We start from the raw sequence: 18,403 nt of genomic DNA on the forward strand, positions 1-18,403 counted from the left end.
GACGGCGCTTAGTCCTTGTACAGTGGGAGATCCGCCAGCCGGATCTGAAGCTTCGTCTCCTCGCCCGGCTTGATGGGCACGGACAGCAGCCGGCTCTCCGACGCGACGTCCGTCGGGTCCACCACACGGAGCCGGTAGACCCCGATGGGCAGGGGAAACTTCTTCAGCGGCGAAGTACCGAGCTGCGTGGCCCCGTCGAACACGGCCGCGCGAGGCACCGTGTAGAGGGTAATCCACCCGAGCCCGGCCTTGGCCGCGCCCTTCGCCGTGCTGGTATCCAGGACCTCCGCCATGCCCTCCGGCTCCTGCGTCACCGTGGTCACCGGCTCCGCCACCGGACGGGCGGCGGCCGGGGCCGGGGGCTCACGGTTGAGGGGCCGCGCCGGCTCGGCCACCGCAGCCGCGGCGGCGGGGACGACGGCCGCCTTGGGCTCGGGCTTGGGTGCGGCGGCCACCTTGGCCGGAGAGCTGGCCTCCTTGGGCTTCCGCGCGGGCTTCGGGGCCTCCGGGGCCTTGTCGCCCCCCTCGGGGGCGTCCTCCTCCGCGGAGTTGGCGCCCACCGTTGGGGCGTCATCGGAGGGCGCCGCGGCGTCCGCCACCGGTTCGGAAGGCGCTCCTTGGGCCGGGCGCGGGAAGCCCGGCGGCGGGCCGGCCTGCTGCGGCGGCCACGGCGAGTTCGCGGGATCCGATTCAGGGGGCGGATCCAACTCCGCCTTCACCCAGGCCTTGGCGGAATCGAAGGCCGGCTGGAGCTGCGCGCGCACGGCGGGCAGCGTCGCCGCCCAACCCAGGCCGGCCAGCACCACCAGCGTGACCAACCGCCCGGCCCACCGCGACGGCGGACGAGCCACGGGGGTCTCCACCGGCGTATCCGTGGGCGGGGGCGCATTGGCGCGAGCCGGCCGAGAGGTCCGCGCGGCTTCCGCGCCAGGACGCGGCGGCCGCGAACGGAACCGCTGGGTCTGCGTATCGCTCGGCTCGTCGAACGACTCGGCCTCTTCTTGAGGCTCTTGCCGGGCTGCCGCGCGGGGGCGCGGCGTGCGAGACGCGGCGGCTGCCTCCTGTGCGCCACGCGGGGTGCGCGACGAGGCCGCCTCGGCCACGCGGCGTTGGGGCGTCGGCTTGGGCGCGCTGCCCTGCCCCACGCCGCCTTGACCACGCGGCGTGACACCCTCGCCCGTGCGGCGCTGCGGCGCGGCCTTGGGAGCACTGCCAGCGCCAGACCGGGCCCCAGCCTGCGGCACAGCGCGGCCCCGGGGCGCGGGCATCTGGGACGTCGGCGCGCCCTCCGCGCCCTCGTCCTGTTGCAGCGCGCCGGCGACCTCGCTGATCCGTGCGTCTTCCGCGCGGCTCGCCAGGTCCAGCAAGGTGCGCGTCTTCTGGCGCTTGTCGGCGAACAGGTCGCCCATGACGGCGGAGACGCCGTCCTCGTCGAAGAGCTCCGAGCCCAGCGCGGCCTCGATGGCGCGCGCCATTTCCCGGCAGTTGGTGAAGCGCTGGGACACGTTCCGGGACAGGGCCCGCAGCACGACGGCCTCGAGCGCCTCCGACACGTCCGGGTTGATGCTGCGCGGCGGCGGAATGTCCGCCTCCACGATTTGCAGCATCACCGCCGCTTCGTGCGGGCCGCTGAACAGGCGCTGGCCGCACAACATCTCGTGCATCATGACGCCCACGGAGAACAGGTCACTGCGACCATCCAGGGTGGCCGCGCCCCGGACCTGCTCCGGGGACATGTAGCCGCTGGTCCCCTTCACCGTTCCCACCTGCGTGCGCCCCAGGCTCCCGCGCGCCTTGGCGATGCCGAAGTCGATCACCTTCACGACGCCGTCGTAGGTGAGCATCACGTTCTTCGGCGACACGTCGCGGTGCACCACCACCGCCGGACGGCCCGAGGGGTCCGTGAAATGGTGCGCGTAGTGCAGGCCCAGGCAGGTATCGCGAATCACCCGCCCGACGAAGCCCAGCGGCAGCGGGTACCCCTGGCGGCTGGAGGCCTTGGCCACCTGCTCCAGGTTCTGCCCCGGCAGGAACTCCATGGCGAGGTACAGCTCGCCGTCCTCCTCGCCCAGGTCGAACACCTGCCCGATGTTCGCGTGCGAGAAGGCCGCGGTGATGCGCGCCTCGTCCAGGAACATCTGGACGAACTGCTCGTCCTTCTTGATGTCCGGGAGGATCTGCTTCACCGCGACGAACTTGCGAAACCCTCCGGGACCCGAGGTGTACGCGAGGAAAAGCTCCGCCATGCCTCCAATGGAGAGGCGCGTGAGGATTTCGTACTTTCCGATCCGCCGCCCCCGGTCGGGATCATCGACGGCGCCACCCTGCATGGACATTCGCGAGGCATGTTAGCCCCCGCCTGGGTCCCCGTCGACCTTCAATGATGTCACAGCGCGCCTGGGTGTCCCACGCGCGCGGTCCGCCAGCCTGCCCGTGTCCCGGCCAGAGTGTCCGCTGGCTGAAGGGTGCCCAGGACGCTTCCCCGTGGCATCGAAGCCCGTGTTCTCATATCGAGCAGGCTGACGCAGGAGTCCCATGGAAGACATCAAGGGTTGCCCAGGAAATGCAGAGAGCCACGCATTGACCGGGCCGAGCGATTCCAAGCAGGACGCCGCGGACCAACTTCGGCTGTTGATTGAGTGCGTGACGGACCACGCCATCCTGACGCTCGACCTCCATGGCCACGTGGCGAGCTGGAACCCCGGCGCCGAACGCATCAAGGGCTACCGCTCGGAGGAAATCGTCGGACAGCACTTCAGCCGATTCTATCCACCCGAGGCCGTGGCGGCGAACAAGCCCCAGCGAGGACTCGACGTCGCGACGCGCGAGGGCCGCTTCGAGGAGGACGGCTGGCGGGTGCGCAAGGACGGCAGCCGCTTCTGGGCCAACGTCGTCATCACCGCCCTCCTCGACGAGACGGGCCAACTGCGCGGCTTCGGAAAGGTGACCCGGGACTTCACGGCCCGCTATCAAGCCCAGGAGCGCCGGGAGATGGAGCGGCTGCGCGAAGCCCTGCGCATCCGGGACGACTTCCTGTCCGTGGCCTCGCACGAGCTGCGAACGCCGCTCACGCCGCTTCACTTGAAGCTGACGGCCATGCGCCGCGCCATCGACCAGGCGCCCAATGGCGCCGTGTCGAGTGAGCGCGTAAGCCGGGACCTCGATGTCGCCGTGCGACAGGTGCGCAAGCTGGCGGAGCTCGTCGACGACCTGCTCGACGTGTCGCGCATCACCGTGGGCCAGATGAAGCTGGAGCGTGCGCCCACCGACCTCACCCCGCTGCTGCGGGAGGTCGTCGCCCGTTATCTGCCCCAGGCGACCCAGGTCGGTTGCAGCGTGAGGCTGGATGCGCCCGCTCCGGTGCGAGGTGATTGGGACGCGCGCCGCGTCGAACAGGTGATGACCAACCTGCTCTCCAACGCGCTCAAATACGGCGCTGGCAAGCCGGTGGACGTCAGCCTTCACGCCGAGGCGGGCATGGCGCGGCTGACCGTCCGCGACGAGGGCATCGGCATCGCACAGGACGCCCTGCCGCATGTCTTCGACCGCTTCATGCGCGCCGTGTCGGGCCGCAACTACGGCGGGCTGGGCCTGGGGCTCTACATCGCGCACCAGGTCGTCACCGCCCACGGCGGCGACATCCAGGTGCGCAGCGAGCTGGACCACGGGAGCACGTTCAGCGTCCGGCTACCGCTTGCCCCCATCTAGCCCGGGGGCCTTTCACGTGCTCAGCGCGCGGACGCGGCCCGCCAGGTTCTGGGTGAAGAGGCGGTAGATGCGCAGCGCCGCCGCCTCGTGCGTGTCCACGTAGCGTTCGAAGTCCGCGCGGCTGATGCGCAGCGCGCGCACGGACGTCCGCGCGCGGACGTGGGCGGAGACGGGACCGTCCTGCACCAGGGAGATCTCCCCCAGGTAGGCGCCGGGCCCCAGCGTGTTGAGGTGACGGGCGTCGTCCTCCGGGCCACTGAAGACCTCCACGGAGCCGTCCATCAGCACGAAGAGCCCCACGCCTGGCGCCCCCTTCTCCAGCAGCACCGTGCCGGGCGCGATGATGACCTGCCGCGCCAACCGGTAGAGGTCCTTCATGTCCTCCAGCGAGAGCTCCCCGAAAATCGGAATGGCCTTCAGGAAACGATAGCCATTCGCCGCGGGCGCCGTCGCACCCGCCGCGCGACGGGTGAGCATCGCGTCCGCCTCGGCCTCCATGCCCATGCGCCGAAGCAGCCGCGCCTTCTCCGTCACCAGGTCCGGGTGTCCACGCGCCACGTCGGAGCTGCTCACCGCGTCCGCGAGCACCGCGAGCGCCCGGTGGGTGAACCCCTCGGCATCCAGCAACTGGCAGATGCGCAGCACGGCCTCCACGAAGCGGTCGTCATCCGGACGCACGCCCCCGAGCGCCTCCACCTCCGCGTGGGCCTGCCCCAGCTCCTGGTAGAGCACCGCGGCGTCAAAGGACCGGTCCAGCCGGACCAGGCACTGCGCCATGGCCTCGCGCGCGCCCAGCTCGCGATAAATCGTCAGGGCCCGCTCCAACGCCCCACCCCGCTCGAAGGCGGCGGCGGCGCGCTCGGGCTCACCGGCGCGAAGGTAGCTCTCCGCGGCGGCCATGTATTTGCCACTCTGGAAGTAGAGGTCGCCCGCGGTGGCGTCCTCGCCCTGCCCGTCCATCAGCTTCGCGGCGCCCAGGAAGTCGCGCGCGCGCCGCAACACCTCGACGAAGCCCCGGCGTTCCTTCGCCGGCCCCTGCTCGGCTTCGCGGCGGATGCGTTCGCGCTGCGCATCGCCCATCTCTTCATAAATCTGCGCCGCCCGGTCCGCGTCCTCCAACTCCACCAGCGACCTGACCGCGCGCAGGGCCCCCTCGCCAGGCGTGCGAATCCGTCCGCCCTGTTCGCCCTGGCCTCCTGCCGACTCTGACATTGTTGGGTCTCCCGTTCGGGTGAGACCGGCCAGCATAGATGCGGTGCCTTCAAACCGCTCGTTCCCGGCCTGCCCCCCTCGCCCCCAGAGACTCGCATTGAAATTGTGGCCTGCCAACGGCAGCCACCGCGAAAGTCACTCGGCGTTCCGCGCCCGCTCCGCCAGTTGGCGCTGGGACGCACCGCGGCGCCACGCATCCTCCAGCAGCTTCCGGACCAGCGCCGGGCGCGCCTGTGCGACGCGCACCAGCATGTATTCCGGATAGCCCGCGTAGTGGTCGGTGATGAAACAGCTTTCGGGCTCGGCTTGCATGAGGACCTCTCGCACGCCGGGCTCCACCTTCACGACGAGCGACGCGCCATCTTCATGGAACCGCGCGACGAGCTTCTTTCGCACCCGGAACGCGGGCGTTCCGTAGGACGTGCCCTCCTCCATCCCCGGCAGCGACATCGCCAGCGCACGCACCGCGTCGAATGTCAGTCCCTTGCCTCGTGCGGCCATGTGCCTCCCTCGCGCGGACTTCAGACAACCACGTCCAGGGGACGCGGCGTGATAACAAACGCAAGGCCCCGCGCCTGAAAGCCTTGCATGGCGCGCATCACGTCTGTGATTTCATCCGCGCGCCTCCCAACCCGGCCCTGGGTCCACGGCGCTCCGAGTCCCCGCCGACACGGCACCACCCCGTCGCCATGCGTCGGGAACGAGGGAGATTCCGACTTGTCACGACTAGCGGAAAACCCTCAGTCCCTGTGACGCCACACCGGAGGTGACTTGCTCCCACAGCGTGCGGCCGTGACGCCCGGGGACTTCGTGCAACGTCGATGGAGAGAAGCGTTGGGATGTCGGGCCCCGTGATATCTTGACTTCCATGTCTGCACTGGACCGGGGCCGGGCTGCACCTTCCTCGCCGGACGCGAAGGGCGAGTCGCAATGGAGGACGGATGTCGCAGGTGACGGGGATGCGCCACTGCACGTCACGCTGCCCTACGAGCACGCCCGTCGGGCCTATGACGCCTCCACGGTGCGCCGGTTCCGGCTCACGGTGGCGGAAGGTCCCGGCACGGGCGCGACGTGGGAGTCCACGGGAGACACGTGCTCGGTGGGCTCGCACCCGCTGAACGACTTCACCGTGGAGGACTCCACGGTGTCCCGGTTCCACTGCGAGGTTCGCGTGGGCCCACGAGGTCCCCAGGTGAAGGACCTGGACAGCCTCAACGGCGTCATCCTGGACGGGGTTCAGGTGGTGGAGGGCGTGCTGCGCAGCGGCAGCCTGCTGCGGCTGGGCCGCGTGGTGCTGCGCTTCGACTTCAGCGCGGAGAACAACCGCCTTCCGCTGTCGGAGAGCACGCGCTTCGGCACGTTGGTGGGCGCTTCGGTGGCCATGCGCGGCTGCTTCGCGATGATGGAGCGCGCGGCCGGACGCGACGTGACGGTGTTGCTCGAAGGCGAGACAGGCACGGGAAAGAGTCAGGCCGCGATGGCCATCCACCAGGCGAGCGCCCGGCGTGACGCGCCCTTCCTCATCGTGGACTGCGGCGCCATCCCCGCGCACCTGCTGGAAAGCGAGCTGTTCGGCCACGAGAAGGGCTCCTTCACCGGCGCGGTGCAGCGGCGCGCGGGCGTCTTCGAGGAGGCCGACGGAGGCACCGTCTTCCTCGACGAGATTGGCGAGCTGCCCGCGGAGCTCCAACCCAAGCTGCTGCGCGTGCTGGAGAACCGCGAGATTCGCAGGGTGGGCAGCAACAACTACCAGCCCGTGGACGTGCGCCTCATGGCGGCCACGCACCGCGACCTCCGCGCGGAGGTCAACGCGGGCCGCTTCCGCTCCGACCTCTTCTTCCGGCTCGCGGTGCTGCGCCTGCTGCTGCCACCGCTGCGCCAGCGTCCGGAGGATTTGCCCATGCTGGTGGAGGGCATCCTCGAATCCCTGCGCGCGGACCCGGAGCGGACGGGCGCGCTGCGCACGTCGGACTTCCTCGCGCGGCTGCGCCATGCCGCGTGGCCCGGCAACGTGCGCGAGCTGCGCAACTACCTGGAGCGCTGCCTCGTCTTCGAGGAAGCGGTGGAGCTCTCCGAGGAAGAGGCGCGCCGCGTGGGTCCGCCGGAAGTGGACCCGACGCAGCCGTACGCGGACCAACGGCGGCACGTCGTGGATGACTTCGAGCGCCGTTACCTGCGCGCGCTGCTGGAGAAGCACCAGGGCAAGGTGGCCCAGGCCGCCGTCACCGCCGGCATGGACCGCGTCCACCTGTACCGCTTGCTGCGTCGTCACGGCATCAAGCCGTGAGCGTCACCGCGCGCTGCTGACCCGCCAGCAGCCCAGCCGCGCACCGGACACGGGCGTCGCCACCAGGCCCGCCTCCAGTCCTTCGAGCGCGGCCTCGGTCGCCACCAGCCCCGTTCCCGGTGGCTCCGCGACCCATCCGGGCAGGTGGAGCAGCCCGTCCACATCGCGCCCTGCTTCGTTCGGAAGCGGCGCGACGTGCACGGTGATGGCCAGGTCCACGGGCCGCGGCGCGGCGCCCGTCTCAACGTGCTCCACCAGGCCGAGCGCCGCGTGCAGCACCCGAGCGCGGGCGGCTTGCCGTGCGCCCGCCTCCGCGGGCAGTGGCGCGAGGGCCAGCAGACACCCGCTGCCTTCGACGCGCACATCCAATCCCGCGGCACGCGCCGTGCCCCCCACTTGCTCCAACAGCGCGTCGAGCCGCTCCAGCGAGGACGTCTCCGGCGTGCCCCGGAGCCGGGCCTCGGCGTAGAGCGCCACCGCGAGCACGGGCCCCTCCAACGCGACGCCGCCGCGCACCGCGCGCCGCAGCTCCTCCAGCAACGCGTCCACGTCCGGGTAGCGGTCCTCTCGCCGCTTTCCCATGCTGCGCAGCACCACCGCGTCCAACGCCGTGGGAACGGGCGCGCGCTCACTGGGACGGGGCGGCGGCGCGTTCAGGTGCAGGTCCTCCACGTCATGCCGCGTGGCGCCCTGGAATGGAGGCTGCCCGGTGACGAGCTGGAACAGCAACACGCCCATCGCATACAGGTCGGTGCGCGCGTCGGGCGGCTCACCGCGAATCTGCTCGGGCGCCATGGACAGCGGCGTGCCCAACGACACCCCCGTGAGGGTGAGCGTGGAGGCGCCGGGCGCATCCGGCGTCAGGCCCTTGGCCACGCCGAAATCCACCAGCTTCACCCGCGGCGCCTCGCCCTCGCGAGAGAGGCACACCACGTTCTGCGCCTTCAAATCGCGGTGCACCACGCCCGCCTGATGCGCGGTCCGGAGCGCGTGCCCCACCTGCTCCAGCACGTCCAGGGCTTCAGAGGGAGACATGGGCCCCCGCGACTCCAACTCCGCCGCGAGGTCCCGCCCGTCCAGCCACTCCATGGCGATGTACGGCCGCCCATCCGCCAACGTGCCGTAGCCGAGCACCGCGACGATGTGCGGATGGCTCAGCCGCCGGAGCGTCTCCGCCTCACGCCGGAAACGGCGAAGCGCCACGTCCGACGGCTGCGGCAACAGCACCTTCAGCGCCGCGGCGGCCCCCGTGCGCACATGCCGGGCGCGGTAGAGCGTGGAGACGGGCCCCCGGTAGTGGACGTGCTCCACGAGCCAGTCCGCCACCAGGGCCCCGATGCCCAGCTCCTCGCCGTAGAGGGCTTCTTCGTCGCGGGGAGCCATGCGCGCTACGGCAGCAAGTCCTTCTTCCGGGGCGGCCACGGCAGGGGCTGCGTCGGCACCGGATTGCCCGACACGGCCCGACCGCAAATCTTCGAACGTTCAGCCCGGGTCACCGTGTCACACGGAGTATGGAGGAAGGTGGTGACCGTCTGCGTCCACAGCTTCTCCGCCGTGTCGGTGCACAGCTCGTAGTCACCGTCACCTGGCGTGAGGGGCCCGTCCTGGATGGCGCACTTGCCCGCCAGCGCGGGCGTCGGGAAACAGGGCCCCGTCACCGTCGAGGCGCAGTTGGCGATCATCGAAGGGAGCGCGCAGACGCGGCCCGCCGAGTAGGCCGCCCCTTCCGACCAACCTGGGTCGTAGCAGGAGAACATCTGCTTGTAGATGGAGCCATCGACGATGACGTCGGCGCCGACCACCTCGTACACCTTGCGGTCGTTCACGACGCGCTCCTCGACATCCACTTCCGCGGCCAGTTCATCCGGCAAGAAGATGTTGCCGTAGAACGCGCCTTCCCGGACGCCGTACACCTGCTGCTCCGACAGGCCATAGGCCGTCGGATACTCCGCGAACGTTCCCACGGTCGCGACCAGGCCCGTCGACGTGCTCGAGACCGGCGCCGTCATCACACTGAAGTAGCCACCCACCGGACAGGTGAACGTCGCCACCGGCGTGCCAAACGAGCCCAGGCAGACGCCCGCGGCCTCGCTCAGATTGCGCGCATCGAAGTGGTCACATCCCGCGACGCCCTCACACACGCGAAGGGCCGCGGGGCCATTCACGCTGGAGCCCAGCGTCGACGACGGCGATCCACAAGACATCGGTCCGCCCGCGCCCACCCACACCGGTGTCGACGGCGTGCAAGTGCCGATGCCATCCGCGGTCCATCCACAGTTGCGCTGCGCACCCGACTCGCCCATGCCACAGGGTCCGAAGCTGGCCACCGGAACCCCCGTCACGGGCACATGGTCGGCGGGACGCGTCTTCGCCTCCAGCGTGTAGATGTTGGGACCGGACGCCGTGAAGCGGTGCTCGCCGCGGATGGACAGCTCCACGCGCCGGCCCTCTTTGTTGTTTCGGGCCAGGAGGCACGCGGACACGCGCTCCAGGCAGCTCTCCGACGGAATGGACCAGGCCCAGGAGGGACACAGTCCTGCCTGTCCCCACCACTTCCGCACCCCCGGGTTGGGCATCCGTGGATTGAAGTACTCCACGCTCTGGGAAGGCGTCAGCGCGCAGCCCACCAGGTACTCCATGAACTTCTGCGCGTTCTCGTCATGCAGGCGCATGCGCGTTCGTTCGTCACCGAAGACCGGATCGAACAGTTGCAGGAGGGCGCTCGTCCCCAGCAGCTCGTTCGATTCCCGGTTCGTGGCGATGGCGTTGAGCACCAACGCCTTCGTGGTGAGCGCATTGGCGATGCGGATCTCCGACGACTGCGTCCCCAGCTCGGGAACGTCCTCGTCGTGCGGCGCCGTTCCACATCCCACGACGGCGAACAGCAGAAGCGTGGGGACCGCCACCAGGCAAGGCAAGCGAAGGGCCATGAGTCTTCCTCCAACGACACCAGACGTAAGGAGAGCGTACTCCCAGCAAGCATGTGCCGAGCCAACCTGGGAGAATGGAGTCCGCAGTATCACAGCAAATCCCCCAAGGACGTTCGTGTAGCGATTCGCGTCACACCTCCATGGGGGCGTGACATTTCACGCTACTCCCCTGGGACCGAGGCCCGCAGGCTCTCCAGCCGGGCGCGCCAGAGCGGAGCCCCCTCCTCCACCGCGCCCTCCGCCCGCGCCAACCAGACGCGGGCCTCGACGACACGGTCCGCTTGAAGCGCGACCCGGGCGGCCTGGAGCAGAATCTCCGCCTTCTCGTCCGCCGAGGCCAGGGCGTCCGCATCCTCCGCCAGGGCGAGCCACGCCGACTGGGACGAGCGTCCCGCCTCCGCGTCCTGGACCTGGAGCTCCACCAGCCGGCGCATGACCGCCGTGGGAGGGAGTGAGTCGGGGGGACAGTGCGCATCAATCCATCGGAGCTGCCCCGTGGCCTCGCCCAGATCACCCATGGCCGCGCCAATGCGCGCCAGCAGCAACGCATCCACTGGAACGGGGTGCTCACGGAAGAAGCGCACGCCCAGCGCGTGGACGCGGCGGGCCAGCGGCAAGGCCTCCTCCAAGCGGCCTTGCATGTAGAGCACCTCGGCGAGGTTGAACGTGGACCACCGCTCCACCTGGGCATGCCCCAGCTCGCGGCCCAGTGACATGGCCCGCCGCAGGTCCTCTTCCATCCGCGACACGTCCCCCAGTCGCAGCCACAGCAGCACACGGTTGATGAGCGTGGCGGCCTGATGCAGGGCATCTCCGGCCCGCTCGCAGTGCAGCAACGCTTCGTCGAACCGGCTCGCCGCCGACTCCGTCCGGTCGAGGAACGTGAGCGAGGAGCCGAGCAACGCCAGGGCCACCACGAGCGACTCGTGGTCATGCGCCCGCTCCGCGCCCTCGACGACACTGGAGAGGATGCGTGCCGCGGCGCCCCACTCGCCCAGGCGCACGTGCAGCCGGCCACGGGCCAGTGAGCAGCGCAGCGACAACCGTGGGTCGTCCAGCCGTTCGATGCGCTCCAGCGCCTCGCGCGCGCACGAGGAGGAGCCCTCCACGTCCTCCATCCAATCGCGCGCGGTGGCCTCCTCCAGGAGGAGCTCCACCTGCTGTGCCTCGTCCCCCCGTGCTTCGGCCAAGGCGCGCGCCGCACCCAGGTCCGCCAGTCCTTCCCGGAAGCGCTGGAGCCGGTGCCGGACCCGCCCGCGCCCCGACAGCGCCAGGGCACGTCGCTCCACGTCGCCTTCTGGCAACAGTGCGAGCACCCGCGTGTAGTGCTGCTCGGCTTCGACGGAGAGGTGCGCGCGCCGGGCCGCCTCCGCGAGCGCGAGGAACGCCGTGGTGGCCTCCGCGTGAGCGCCACAGGCCGCGGCGTGGTGGGCCCAGCGGCGACGGTCAGCCATGCCATCCCGAGGCGTGGCGCGAAGCGCGGCGGCGTGAAGCGCGCGGCGCTCGGCCGGCGGCAACAGCGCCTCCAAGGCCTCGCGCAGCAAGGGATGACGGAAGGCGAAATGACCGGGGGCGGTGGGCCGCAACAGACCGGAGCGCGCCAGCCGCTGAAGCCCCGCCCCCGCGTCGAGCGACGCCACCCGCGCCGTGTCCTCACGGGGCTCCAGGTGGTGCAACGCGGCGTCCACGCGGGACACTTCCACCTCCGTGCCCAACACCGCGCACAGCCGCGCCAGCACCCGGTGCGCCGCGGGAAGCCCCGCCAGCGCCCGCGCGGCGAGACGTTCGAAGAGGGGCGTCACCGACACGTCCAGCAGCGCGTCGGGGGCGATGTACCAACCGCCGCCTGGAGACGCTCGCAGCGCACCCGCGGCACGCAGGGCTCCGGCAAGCTCCACCAGCGACAACGGGACACCTTGCGCGAGCTGCTCCAGCCGCGCCAGCACGGGCTCCGGCACGTGTTCCGCCGGGCGCAACAGGTGCATCAGCAGCGAGCGGCTCGCCTCCGGCGACAGCGGCGGCAACGTGAGCCTCGTGACGCGGGCGCTTCGCTCGCCCAGGTGCGGACGCAGGCCCAGGAGCGCGGGCCTCGCGGCGACACAGACCCAGAGCGGGGCGAGGGCACCCGCCAGGGTGGCCACCTCCAACGCATCCAGGCTGGTGGGGTCCGCCAGATGGCCGTCATCCACCAGCAGCACACGGGGCGCTTCGCGAGCGCTCCGCCAGAGGCCCTCGGCGAGTGAGCGCGCCCCGGCGTGGCGCGCGTCCGCGAGCGGCAACGTCGCGGTGTGCACGACGCGAGGCAATTCAGCCACCGAACGCAGCGCCTCCACCAGCGGCACCGCGGACGGCGTATCCGGAGACGGTGCGCGCAACCGCACCACGATGCACCGGCCCGCCGCTTCCAGACGCGTGGCGAGTGCCTCCAGGACGCGGGACGTTCCGTGCCCCACCTCCCCCGTGAGGACGCACAGCCCCGGGACGCCGTCCGCGATGCAACGGGAGGCCTCCGCCTCCAGCGAAGCCAACAGCGACTCTCGTCCCGACAGGGGCGGCGCCTCCGCGGATGACGTGGACGCGCCGCCATCATGCAGCCGCAGGCGGGCACCGTCCGTCGTGGACTCCGTGGCACCGGGGCCCAACCGCGCCGCCGCGCCAGCCGTGACGCGGACCTCGCCCACGCCCAGGTCCTCCGGCCACCAGTCCCCGAGCGCCTCCAACGCGAGCCCCGCGACCCGCGTGGTGGTGGCGCCGGGCAGGACGTGCAACCGCGCCAGGTGCAGCACCGTGGCGGCGGTCCCCTCCTCCATCAGCTTGCGCGCGACCACCGCGCCCGCGCGCAGGTTGGCCTCGGCGGAGAGCGATTCGGAGAACGCGACCACGTAGCCCCGAGCCCTCACACGCGCGAGCGTGCCGCCCTGCGGCTCGATGGCCGCGCGCAGCGCCTCCACGGAGAGGTCCGCGCGAACACCCAGCAGCGCCACCCAGCGCGCTCCCGCGCCCGGCGTGGAGGCCGCGGGCACGACGGCCGCTTCGCCTTCGACCGGCACGGAAGGCACCGGCAGGGACTGGCTGCACGCGGCATCGAACGCGGCCAGCACATCGGACGCGCGTGCGAAGCGCTCGGTGGGCGACTTGGCCAGACACCGCCGCAACACGTCGTCGAGCGCGGCGGGCACGGGCGCGCGACTCGACACGCGCGGCGCGCGGAGGCTCACGTGGCCATGACGAATCTCCTCGGCGCCACCGGTGAACGGCGGTGCGCCGGTGAGCAGTTCGAACAGCAGGATGCCCAGCGCGTAGACGTCCGCGGGCGCTCCCGCTTCGCGCGCATCCAGGCACTGCTCGGGCGCCATGTAATAAGGCGTCCCCAGCCGCTGCCCCACCAGCGTCAGCGCGTCGGCGCCAGCCCCGTCACCGGCGCCCTCCTCGGGGACCTCGATGAAGCGCGCGAGCCCCAGGTCCAGCACGCTGAGCGCGCCACCTTCGCGCAGGAAGATGTTCTCCGGTTTGAGGTCCCGGTGGGCCACGCCCACGGCATGGACGCGCTCCAGGGCGGCACAGAGGCCTCCCAGCAACTCCCGCACGCGCGGCACCGACGCGGCCCCCGAGCCCGGCAACGCGGCCATCCACGCAGCGAGCGTCTGACCATGCAGCCGCTCCATGACGATGTAGGGGCGCCCCCGGATGACGTCCGCGTGGAACACCTCGGGTGCCGTTGGCGCACCGATGCGGCGCAGCGCCATGGCCTCGCGCACGAATCGGTCCTGGTGAACGGGCCGCCCGAGCTTGAGCGCGACCTCCCGGCCGTCCTCCTCGCGATACGCGCTGAAGACGTGGGAGAAGCCACCCGTGCCCAGCAGGGCTCCGGGATTCAGACCTGGCACATCCGGTAGCGGCAGGGGCTCGGCATCAGGGCCAGGCGACGCCGCGCGCTGGCCATGCACGGGACACACCGCGCCGGTGGCGAGACGGCGGTGGCAGACCAGACAGCGCATGGGGTGGAGCGCAGATTACCAGAGCGCGTGTCCCAGGACGATGACAACCCCCATCACCCCTTCGCCCGCGATGAGGCCCGCGGCCAACGTGAGGACGCCGCCACCCTCCTCACGGAAATGCCACTTGCGCGCCGCCGCCGCCGCAAGTCCCCCCAGGAAGAACCCCAGCGCGGTCGACGCGGGCAGCAGGCACGCCAGCCCCATTCCCAGCGGCGACGGCACCCAGTGTCGTACACGCGTGGGCAGCAGCCGCTCGGCCAGTGTGAGTAACGCGGCCGCGAGCGCGGCCCAACCAAACGCCGCGCGGGTGCCAGGCGCCAAGGCCCCGAGTCCCGACGCGAGCACCTGCGCGATGCTGGCCGTGACGGTGGCCGCCGGTGCGGGGAAGCGCTCCCCTCCAAGCGCGGCGCGGTCCGGCACCAGCAGGAAGAACAAGGGCACCACCGCGGCGGCCCCCACGACACACCCCAGCAACTGCGCCAGGAAGACGCGGCGGGGATGGGCACCCAGCAGGTGGCCCGTCTTCGCGTCGCTGAGGAGGTCCGCCGCGGAGGACGCCGCGTTGACGGTGATGCCCGCGGTGGCGAGGTTCGCCTCCACGTTGCGCGGCAACAGCACGCCGTAGGTCATCTGCGTCAACTGCTGCAACGGCCCCGCCGGCGTCACGTCCGTCTCCCCCGTGACGCGACAGGCGATGATGCACAACACGAACGACAACGCCACGGCGAGCGCGGCGTGCGGCAAGGGCACGCCGAAGCCCACTTTCGCCACCGCGAGCGTGGCGGGCGTCAGGACGATGAGCCCCGCGAGCAGCCAACGCCCTGGCACCTGCAACGCCTCCACCGGATGCGCGGACGCGGCGCGGCGCTGAAACAAGCCCTTGAGCGCCCGGCCCAACACGCGCCCCTCCAGGGCGAAGTGCAGCAGCGACGCGGTGGTCAACGCCGCGGTCCCCGGCCAGAGGCTCCACTCGAGGAAGTCCCCATCCGGCGGAACCAGGCCAGCGCCGAAGACGCGCGGCGCCACGACGCCGTGAATGAGCAACGCGCCCAGGAAGCAGGACGCCGTGAGGCGCAGCCCCAGCAGAGCGCCCGCGCCCAGGGGAAGCATGCTCGTCTCGACGCCGAAGCCCAGACGCTCCAGCGACAGGCCTCCCAATGTCCCCGGAAACGGAAACACGTAGGCCAAGCGGCCCAACCCATCCCGTGCCAGCGTGAGGAGCGCGGCGATACCGCCGCCCACGCCCAACATCGACAACCGGGGACGGGCAGCGTCACCCGCGGTGTGCAAGGCGCGAATGGTCGCCGCGGAGGCAGTGCCCGTGGCGAACGGGAGCTGCTCGTGGTCCACGAACTTGCGCTTGAGGGGCACCGCGAAGAACACGCCCAACGCGGACAGAAGAAAGGTCCACGCCAGCAGCGCCCACCCCGGAGGATGACTCCCCGTCGTCAGCAGCCACGCCCCTTGCACGGACACCAGGGCGCCGCCCGTCGCATACCCCGCGGATGACGCCACGGCCTGCGCGGAGCACGTCTCCAGCGGCGACAGCGGCGTGCCCGCCACACCCGGCGCCATGCGCCGGAACGCGCCATGCGTGGCGTGCGCGAGCAGCGCGGCGGTGATGGCCACCGGGAACACCACGGTCATCTTCAGGCCCGCGTAGAGGTTGGTCGCACAGGTGACGATGCCAATGACACTGCCCAGCAACACGGCACGCAGCGTGAGCTGGGGCATCCGATCGCCCTGGAAGACCTCGCGCAGCCAGTAGGTGTCCAGGGCCTCGGGAGATTCACCCGGAATCCGCAGCAGCGTCAGCGGAGCCTGCGGCGGCGCCACTTCCTGGGAGTCAGTGTGGGGAACGGGCTGGGACATGGGGCGCCCATCCTTTCACCCCCCGGCCCCGTGGGACGAGCCCCCTCCTCCACTCGCCGTCGCGTCGCTGCCCAGGCGTTGAACGCCGAGGAGGAGCAGATACCGGTCCGAGACACCGGGCAGGTAGCGCTCCAGGTGCAACCCATCCGGACGGAAGCCCAGCTCCGCCAGGAAGCGGAACACGCGGTGGGCGGCGGGCTCATCACGCACGGCGCATTCCAGTGTGGCGAAGAGTGAAGGTGGAACCTCCTGCCCACGGCACCCCGGAGGCAAACGTCGGCGAGGCTTGATGCGGAATCCGACCTCCCCCAGAAGCCGCCCCGCCTCGATGTCGAGCGTGCGGACATACCCACTGGTGAGGACGGGGATGCCCCGCCGCTCCAACGCCTTCTTCCCGGCGGGAACGGCCGCGCGAAACGCCAGGGGCCCTGGCGGCGCCGAGGCGGGGAACCATACGAGCAAGGAGGGCTCACTCCAGTGCTCCAAGTGGACCCGAGGTCCCGAAGTCGTTCCAAGTCCACGCAGGTACTGGTCCGCGAGCTGGAGCGAGAGCAGACGCGCCGAGAGGTCCTGCCGCCAGGCCGTGAGCATCGACTCACGTGTCCGCGCGTCACGGCGGAGGAACTCTCGAATGGCGGAGAGGGAGATGCCCGCCGCGCGCAGGCTGCTGATGAAGCGGGCCTCCGCGACCTGTTCCGGCGCATAGGCGCGGTAGCCATTCTCCCTCCGGGCAGCGGGGAGCAGGAGCCCTCGTCGCTCGTAGAAACGCAGGGCGCTCGCGGGCAAACCACAACGGTCCGCGAACTGCGAAATCGTCAGCATGCGGAGACTTTCGCCTTGAGGTTGAACCTGCTTCAAGGTGCAGGGTGCGAGGACCATGAACGTTTCCGTCGTCGCCCCAGGCGCAATCCAGTTGGTGGGCATCAAGGTGGTGGGCCGGCGCAGCGAGCTGAGCCACCGCGTTCCCCTGGCCTGGCTCGAGCTGCTCTCTCGGCTGGACAGCATCCCCGGCGTCGTCGACCGCGACGTGTTCCATGGCTGCGTGCCCGGGAGCGACCACGCCCAGGAGGACACCGACCCCGTCTACCAGTACTGGGTCACCACCGCAGTGCGCGCCGTGGCGGCACTTCCCGACGGACTGAAAGCGCTGGCGGTACCCGCGCGCACCTATGCCCTGACACCCGTGCAAGGCGGCGCGGAGGCCATCGACGCCGCGTATGTCCAGGTGGCGCAGTGGCTCGACGCCCAGGGTCGCCGCTCGGATGCGGAGTCGTTCGTCCTGGAGCGGTACGACCAGCGCCGGCAGCGGGTGACGCCGCCCTATGAGCGCTTCGACTACGACCTGCTCACGCCCCTGTGCCCCTGAGCGCGGCAGGCGGCACGCGTCACGCCGGGCGAACGGGCAGCACGTGGGCGAGCGTCTCCACCCGGGGCAACCCTTCCACCGCGCCGAGCTTCTCCACGACCCGCGCCCCCACCTCGCACGCGAAACGCGCCAACGCCGTCAGCTCGTCGGCCGAGGCGCCCCGCAGCGCCTCCGTGTTGCCGTACCAATGAACCAGCCCGTGCAGGAATCCGGCGACGAAGCCGTCGCCCGCGCCCGTGGTGTCCATCACCGGAACCTGGGGCGCGGGAACGTGGTGCCGCTCCCCCTTCCACAGCAGCACCGCGCCGCGCGCGCCCAGGGTCACCACGGGCAGCAGCACCCCCATCTCCGCCAGCCGCGCCAGCGCCTCTTCGGGAACCTCGGTGCCGGTGACGAAGCCAATCTCCTCCTCGGAGAGCTTCACCACCGTGCACAGCGGCAGCATCCGCGCCAGCAGCCCCTTCAGCTCGGACGTGTCCTCCCAGGCGTGGAGGCGCAGGTTGGGGTCGCAGCTCACGATGCGGCCCGCGTCGCGAGCCAGGCCCAGAATCCGCACCGCCGCCTCGCGCGCCTCCTGCCACTGCAGCGAGTTGGAGCCACAGTGGACCGCCTTCGCGCCCTGGACGAACGCCGCGTCCACGTCCGCCTGCCCCAGCAGGAACTCCGCCGAGCGCGTCCGGAAGAAGGTGAAGGAGCGCTCGCCCTTCGCGTCGAGCGAGATGAACACCAGCCCCGTGCGCGCCTCGGCCGTCTGGCGCAGGTGACTGACATCCACGCCCTCGGCAGCCAGCCGCTCGCGCAGGAAGTGCCCGAACTCGTCGGCGCCCACCACGCCCAACATCGCGGGACGCAGCCCCAGCCGCGCCAGGCCCACGGCGACATTCGCCGGAGAGCCGCCCGAGCACGGGTGCCACGCGGACACGTCACGCACCCGCTGCCCTGGGGCCGCCGGAAGGAAATCCACCAACGTCTCGCCAAAGCACACGACGTCCAGCGGCGGCATGAGCCCCTCGCTCTCGACCTGCGTCAA

At 71.1% G+C, this 18,403-nt stretch carries 12 protein-coding genes; 3 read left to right on the forward strand and 9 right to left on the reverse strand.

Features of this window, described 5'->3' with window-relative positions; all coding sequences use genetic code 11:
* Positions 1 to 8: 8 nt before the first annotated feature.
* Positions 9 to 2,336: a serine/threonine protein kinase gene (locus A176_RS18830; RefSeq protein ID WP_044891016.1), complete on the reverse strand. Its 2,328-nt coding sequence runs from the start codon at positions 2,334 to 2,336 to the stop codon at positions 9 to 11.
* 244 nt (positions 2,337 to 2,580) lie between these two features.
* Here A176_RS18830 and A176_RS18835 point away from each other — a divergent pair, with 244 nt between their 5' ends.
* Positions 2,581 to 3,708: a PAS domain-containing sensor histidine kinase gene (locus tag A176_RS18835; protein WP_226993918.1), complete on the forward strand. Its 1,128-nt coding sequence runs from the start codon at positions 2,581 to 2,583 to the stop codon at positions 3,706 to 3,708.
* A 12-nt stretch (positions 3,709 to 3,720) separates the two neighbouring features.
* Here A176_RS18835 and A176_RS18840 read toward each other — a convergent pair whose 3' ends face one another.
* Positions 3,721 to 4,920 (reverse strand): cyclic nucleotide-binding domain-containing protein, encoded by a 1,200-nt coding sequence (locus A176_RS18840; protein WP_021781603.1) that lies wholly within the window; start codon positions 4,918 to 4,920, stop codon positions 3,721 to 3,723.
* Between the two features lie 135 nt (positions 4,921 to 5,055).
* Positions 5,056 to 5,421 (reverse strand): MmcQ/YjbR family DNA-binding protein, encoded by a 366-nt coding sequence (locus A176_RS18845; RefSeq protein ID WP_002640868.1) that lies wholly within the window; start codon positions 5,419 to 5,421, stop codon positions 5,056 to 5,058.
* Positions 5,422 to 5,788: 367 nt separating this feature from the next.
* On the opposite strand from A176_RS18845, the gene A176_RS18850 reads away from it, so the two are divergent.
* The gene (locus A176_RS18850; RefSeq protein ID WP_002640870.1) at positions 5,789 to 7,207 is read left to right on the forward strand and encodes a sigma 54-interacting transcriptional regulator; all 1,419 of its coding nucleotides are present in this window, start codon (positions 5,789 to 5,791) and stop codon (positions 7,205 to 7,207) included.
* A 3-nt stretch (positions 7,208 to 7,210) separates the two neighbouring features.
* On the opposite strand, the gene A176_RS18855 is transcribed toward A176_RS18850, so the two are convergent.
* The 5 genes from A176_RS18855 to A176_RS38070 all read right to left on the reverse strand — a co-directional run bounded on the left by A176_RS18855 (position 7,211) and on the right by A176_RS38070 (position 16,829).
* A complete protein-coding gene (locus A176_RS18855) occupies positions 7,211 to 8,590 on the reverse strand; it encodes a serine/threonine-protein kinase (protein ID WP_002640871.1) in 1,380 nt (459 codons plus the stop codon).
* Between the two features lie 5 nt (positions 8,591 to 8,595).
* On the reverse strand, positions 8,596 to 10,137 hold the full coding sequence (locus tag A176_RS18860; RefSeq protein ID WP_002640872.1) for a hypothetical protein: 1,542 nt from the start codon (positions 10,135 to 10,137) through the stop codon (positions 8,596 to 8,598).
* 161 nt (positions 10,138 to 10,298) lie between these two features.
* Positions 10,299 to 14,135 carry a serine/threonine-protein kinase gene (locus A176_RS18865; protein WP_044891015.1) on the reverse strand — a complete coding sequence of 1,279 codons (3,837 nt, stop codon included), beginning with the start codon at positions 14,133 to 14,135 and terminating at the stop codon, positions 10,299 to 10,301.
* A gap of 15 nt (positions 14,136 to 14,150) precedes the next feature.
* Positions 14,151 to 16,007, reverse strand: coding sequence for an OPT family oligopeptide transporter (locus A176_RS18870; protein ID WP_002640874.1), 1,857 nt, complete (start codon positions 16,005 to 16,007; stop codon positions 14,151 to 14,153).
* 15 nt (positions 16,008 to 16,022) lie between these two features.
* Positions 16,023 to 16,829, reverse strand: a complete 807-nt coding sequence (locus A176_RS38070) for a MerR family transcriptional regulator (protein ID WP_002640875.1) — start codon at positions 16,827 to 16,829, stop codon at positions 16,023 to 16,025.
* A gap of 55 nt (positions 16,830 to 16,884) precedes the next feature.
* Here A176_RS38070 and A176_RS18880 point away from each other — a divergent pair, with 55 nt between their 5' ends.
* On the forward strand, positions 16,885 to 17,373 hold the full coding sequence (locus A176_RS18880; protein ID WP_044891014.1) for a GyrI-like domain-containing protein: 489 nt from the start codon (positions 16,885 to 16,887) through the stop codon (positions 17,371 to 17,373).
* Positions 17,374 to 17,392: 19 nt separating this feature from the next.
* Here A176_RS18880 and A176_RS18885 read toward each other — a convergent pair whose 3' ends face one another.
* Positions 17,393 to 18,403: a carbohydrate kinase family protein gene (locus A176_RS18885; RefSeq protein WP_002640877.1), complete on the reverse strand. Its 1,011-nt coding sequence runs from the start codon at positions 18,401 to 18,403 to the stop codon at positions 17,393 to 17,395.

This window comes from Myxococcus hansupus, from assembly GCF_000280925.3.
Lineage (GTDB): Bacteria > Myxococcota > Myxococcia > Myxococcales > Myxococcaceae > Myxococcus > Myxococcus hansupus.